2 tRNA genes and 3 rRNA genes are annotated in these 5,748 nt (G+C 54.9%); all 5 read right to left on the bottom strand.

Annotated features, from left to right (window positions below):
• Positions 1-98 precede the first annotated feature (98 nt).
• Positions 99-213, bottom strand: a 5S ribosomal RNA gene (gene rrf / locus KAK09_RS18255).
• 83 nt (positions 214-296) lie between these two features.
• A 23S ribosomal RNA gene (locus KAK09_RS18260) occupies positions 297-3,130 on the bottom strand.
• Positions 3,131-3,430: 300 nt separating this feature from the next.
• Positions 3,431-3,506 (bottom strand) — tRNA-Ala (locus KAK09_RS18265).
• A gap of 18 nt (positions 3,507-3,524) precedes the next feature.
• Positions 3,525-3,601: transfer RNA gene (locus tag KAK09_RS18270), tRNA-Ile, on the bottom strand.
• Between the two features lie 140 nt (positions 3,602-3,741).
• Positions 3,742-5,210, bottom strand: a 16S ribosomal RNA gene (locus tag KAK09_RS18275).
• Together the 16S, 23S and 5S rRNA genes with 2 tRNA genes alongside form the textbook arrangement of a ribosomal RNA operon.
• Between the last annotated feature and the right edge of the window lie 538 nt (positions 5,211-5,748).

The following is a 5,748-nucleotide window of genomic DNA, read 5'->3' on the forward strand; positions in this document are numbered from 1 at the left end:
GACCTTCAGGTTATGAGCCTGACGAGCTACCTGGCTGCTCCACCCCGCGGTATCTGTATTTTGGATCGTTTGAGAGAGATACGCTGGGTATTTTACAGGTTTGGCGGTGACCTACTCTCCCACGTCTTGAGACGCAGTACCATTGGCGCGACGGCACTTAACGGCCGGGTTCGGGATGGGACCGGGTGTTTTGCTCGTGCTATGACCACCAAACCGGTAAAATTCCCAGAGTTATTTCCAAGTCGAGCAACTGAGTTTTGTGTATGCTTTTGATCCGTGTCTTTCTGTTACTGGATCAAATCAAGCCTATCGGGCGATTAGTACCGGTCAACTGAGCGCATTGCTGCGCTTACATCTCCGGCCTATCGACGTGGTGGTCTACCACGGCCCTCGGGGATACCTTGTTTTGAGGGGGGCTTCCCGCTTAGATGCCTTCAGCGGTTATCCTGTCCGGACATAGCTACCCTGCACTGCCGTTGGCACGACAACAGGTCCACCAGTGGTCCGTTCACCCCGGTCCTCTCGTACTAGGGGCAACTCCTCTCAAGTATCCTACACCCACGGCAGATAGGGACCGAACTGTCTCACGACGTTCTAAACCCAGCTCACGTACCTCTTTAAATGGCGAACAGCCATACCCTTGGGACCTGCTCCAGCCCCAGGATGAGATGAGCCGACATCGAGGTGCCAAACACTGCCGTCGATATGGACTCTTGGGCAGTATCAGCCTGTTATCCCCGGCGTACCTTTTATCCGTTGAGCGATGGCCCTCCCACTTGGGACCACCGGATCACTATGGCCGACTTTCGTCTCTGCTCGACTTGTCAGTCTCGCAGTCAGGCTGGCTTATGCCATTGCACTCAACGAGCGATTTCCGACCGCTCTGAGCCAACCTTCGCGCGCCTCCGTTACGCTTTAGGAGGCGACCGCCCCAGTCAAACTACCCACCACGCAGGGTCCCGGATCCGGATAACGGACCGCGGTTAGACATCAAGAGTGCGAAGGGTGGTATCTCAAGGGAGGCTCCACCGCGACTGGCGTCACGGGTTCAAAGCCTACCACCTATCCTGCACATCACAATCCTGATGCCAGTGCGAAGCTGTAGTAAAGGTGCACGGGGTCTTTCCGTCTGACCGCGGGAAGCCTGCATCTTGACAGGCAATTCAATTTCGCTGAGTCGATGTTGGAGACAGCGGGGAAGTCGTTACGCCATTCGTGCAGGTCGGAACTTACCCGACAAGGAATTTCGCTACCTTAGGACCGTTATAGTTACGGCCGCCGTTTACCTGGGCTTCAATTCGGAGCTCTCACCCCTCCTTTTAACCTTCAGGCACCGGGCAGGCGTCAGACCCTATACGTCGTCTTGCGACTTCGCAGAGCCCTGTGTTTTTAGTAAACAGTCGCCACCCCCTGGTTTGTGCCCCCGGATCCAAGTTGCCTTGAACCCGGGCCTCCTTCTCGCGAACTTACGGAGGTATTTTGCCGAGTTCCTTCAACATCGTTCTCTCAAGCGCCTTGGTATTCTCTACCAGTCCACCTGTGTCGGTTTCGGGTACGATCTCATGATGGAGCTATTTCCAGGAACCGCTCAGCGGCCCGCCCAATCCGATAAGGGCGAACAACAGTTGCGATCCGTCACTTCCATCTGGCCCAGGAATATTAACCTGGTTCCCATCGACTACGCCTTTCGGCCTCGCCTTAGGGGTCGGCTTACCCTGCTCAGATTAGCTTTAAGCAGGAACCCTTGGACTTTCGGCGGGAGGGTCTCTCACCCTCCTTGTCGCTACTCATGTCATCATTCTCACTAGTGATCTCTCCACCGGATGGCTCACGCCCCGGCTTCATCGAAAGCCTCGGTCCTCCGATGCGGGCGAACCCGCAGAAGAGGATTGAGACTATGTCACACTACGCTCTGCTACCATGCGCTACGCGCATCCTAAGCTTCGGCTCGTGGCTTGAGCCCCGTTACATCTTCGCCGCAGGACAACTTGATTAGACCAGTGAGCTGTTACGCTATCTTTAAAGGATGGCTGCTTCTAAGCCAACCTCCTGGTTGTTTTGGTCGTCCCACCTGCTTTCCCACTTAGCCACGAATTGGGGGCCTTAGCTGTAGGTCAGGGTTGTTTCCCTCTCGACGACGGACGTTAGCATCCGCCGTCTGTCTGCCATCCAGTACTTCTCGGTATTCGGAGTTTGGTTAGGATCAGTAAGCCTGTGGGGCCCCATTACCCATCCAGTGCTCTACCCCCGAGGGTATTCGGATGACGCACTACCTAAATAGTTTTCGCAGAGAACCAGCTATCTCCGAGTTTGATTGGCCTTTCACCCCTAGGCACAACTCATCCCGACCTTTTTCAACAGGTGTGGGTTCGGACCTCCAGTTGGTGTTACCCAACCTTCATCCTGGTCATGCCTAGATCACTCGGTTTCGGGTCTGATCCATCTAACTCAACGCCCTATTAAGACTCGCTTTCGCTGCGCCTACACCTAACGGCTTAAGCTTGCTAGATAGACCAAGTCGATGACCCATTATACAAAAGGTACGCCGTCACCACGGACAAGTCCGAGGCTCCGACTGCTTGTAGGCGTTCGGTTTCAGGTACTGTTTCACTCCCCTCGTCGGGGTGCTTTTCACCTTTCCCTCACGGTACTGGTTCGCTATCGGTCAGTAAGGAGTACTTAGCCTTCGAAGGTGGTCCTCCGATCTTCAGACAGGATTTCACGTGTCCCGCCCTACTTGATACGTCCCTCAAAGCTTCCCATACGGGGCTGTCACCCGCTCTGGCTGCGCTTCCCAACGCATTCTGGTCACTTATCAGGCTCGGCTGGTCCCCGTTCGCTCGCCGCTACTAGGGGAGTCGCTATTGCTGTCCTTTCCTCCGGGTACTTAGATGTTTCAGTTCCCCGGGTTTGCTCTTGAAGACCTATGTATTCAGTCAACAAGTCCCTGTTTCAGCCTGTTATGAACCGCTCGAAAGCAATCATAACAAACTGTCAGGTGGGTTGCCCCATTCGGAAATCCATGGATCACAGCCTATTCCCGGCTCCTCATGGCTTATCGCAGGGTATCACGTCCTTCATCGCCTCTTACTGCCAAGGCATTCACCAAACGCCCTTCTCGCGCTTGATTTGATCCAGAAAGAGAAAGACTCTTCCTTAGATCAAAAGCATACTTTCCCGCACCATCTTGCGATGGTACTTTTTGGTCAGTGTACTTGACTTGGACGACGCTGCCGCCGCTGGATGCGATACATGCACGGGCGCGGGAAACGCTCGGACATGCCTTTCCCCGAAGGGAAAGCAACCAGGATGACCCCTCACGCGGGGACATCAGCAACGTCGCTATTGTATCTCTCTTAACGATGTCAAACTCTCGTCCGATTGGACGGCCAAGCACTGACCCAGTGCTTGGCGATCTAATCGGGTATGATGGTGGAGCCTAGGAGGATCGAACTCCTGACCTCCTGAATGCAAATCAGGCGCTCTCCCAGCTGAGCTAAGGCCCCTTACCTCCGGGGGAGGCTTGGTGGGTCGAGGAGGACTTGAACCTCCGACCTCACGCTTATCAGGCGTGCGCTCTAACCACCTGAGCTACCGACCCAAGACAGACCGGTAGGTCTGTGATCACTTGTCTGAAGAGATATGAGGACGGCCTGGCCCGAGTTTGACCAACTTTGCTTGTTGATCTTCTGCTAAGTGTTCCACGAGAAAGGCAAGCCTTCCTGCAAGGAACATCCTTAGAAAGGAGGTGATCCAGCCGCAGGTTCCCCTACGGCTACCTTGTTACGACTTCACCCCAGTCGCTGAGCCTACCGTGGTCCGCTGCCTCCTCTTGCGAGGTTAGCGCACGGCCGTCGGGTAGACCCAACTCCCATGGTGTGACGGGCGGTGTGTACAAGGCCCGGGAACGTATTCACCGCGTCATGCTGTTACGCGATTACTAGCGATTCCGACTTCATGGGGTCGAGTTGCAGACCCCAATCCGAACTGAGATGGCTTTTTGGGATTAACCCATTGTCACCACCATTGTAGCACGTGTGTAGCCCAACCCGTAAGGGCCATGAGGACTTGACGTCATCCACACCTTCCTCCCGCTTATCACGGGCAGTTTCCATAGAGTGCCCAGCTTGACCTGCTGGCAACTAGGGATGTGGGTTGCGCTCGTTGCCGGACTTAACCGAACATCTCACGACACGAGCTGACGACAGCCATGCAGCACCTGTGTGATATCCAGCCGAACTGAAAGAACCATCTCTGGTCCCGCGATATCCATGTCAAGGGTTGGTAAGGTTCTGCGCGTTGCTTCGAATTAAACCACATGCTCCACCGCTTGTGCGGGCCCCCGTCAATTCCTTTGAGTTTTAACCTTGCGGCCGTACTCCCCAGGCGGAATGCTTAATCCGTTAGGTGTGTCACCGACAAGCATGCTTGCCGACGACTGGCATTCATCGTTTACGGTGTGGACTACCAGGGTATCTAATCCTGTTTGCTCCCCACACTTTCGCACCTCAGCGTCAGTATCGAGCCAGTGAGCCGCCTTCGCCACTGGTGTTCCTCCGAATATCTACGAATTTCACCTCTACACTCGGAATTCCACTCACCTCTCTCGAACTCCAGACTGGAAGTTTATGAGGCAGTTCCAGGGTTGAGCCCTGGGATTTCACCCCATACTTTCCAATCCGCCTACGCGCGCTTTACGCCCAGTAATTCCGAACAACGCTAACCCCCTCCGTATTACCGCGGCTGCTGGCACGGAGTTAGCCGGGGTTTCTTTACCAGGTACTGTCATTATCATCCCTGGCGAAAGAGCTTTACGACCCTAGGGCCTTCGTCACTCACGCGGCATGGCTAGATCAGGCTTGCGCCCATTGTCTAAGATTCCCCACTGCTGCCTCCCGTAGGAGTCTGGGCCGTGTCTCAGTCCCAGTGTGGCTGATCATCCTCTAAAACCAGCTATGGATCGTCGGCTTGGTAGGCCATTACCCCACCAACTACCTAATCCAACGCGGGCCGATCCTTTGCCGATAAATCTTTCCCCCGAAGGGCTCATACGGTATTACTCACCGTTTCCAGTGGCTATTCCGTAGCAAAGGGCACGTTCCCACGCGTTACTCACCCGTCCGCCGCTCACCCCGAAGGGCGCGCTCGACTTGCATGTGTTAGGCCTGCCGCCAGCGTTCGTTCTGAGCCAGGATCAAACTCTCAAGTTGAAAACCGGTTACCCGGTTATCCTTGACGTTCGAACCTCTGCACATCTCCAATGCGCCACCACTTCGCTACTCAAGCGCGATTCACACCGCACCCAATCGCTCCGCAGCAATGTCGACCCGGCCAGGACCGACCCGCATTGAAAGTCATCTGTCTGATGTACATCAGCTTCCAAAGAAGCAGACGCACGCTCAAACAGTGAAGCTGACACCACATCATCGAGGCCAAAACCCCTAGTGGCGCGATATACAGACGTCTCCGGTCGATAAGACCAAACCGCCCGCATATCTCTTCAGATACCAATCATGTCAAAGAGCAAGAGACAAAACCAACAGAGTGCGCCCTGAACTTCGGCGCGCCCCGCCAAACCTGCCTCAATTTTCAAGACCCAGATCATATACACACTGACGTGCCACAATCCCCAGACCCAACCAACCGCGCCTCAGCGCCGCCGGTGAAGGCGTATTTACGGGCGACCCCCAAAAGTCGCAAGAGCTTTTTTTCGCTTTCGTCACTTTTTCTGCATGTAAGCGGATTTTC

This window comes from Roseovarius autotrophicus (assembly GCF_018069895.1).
Classification (GTDB): Bacteria; Pseudomonadota; Alphaproteobacteria; order Rhodobacterales; family Rhodobacteraceae; genus Roseovarius; species Roseovarius autotrophicus.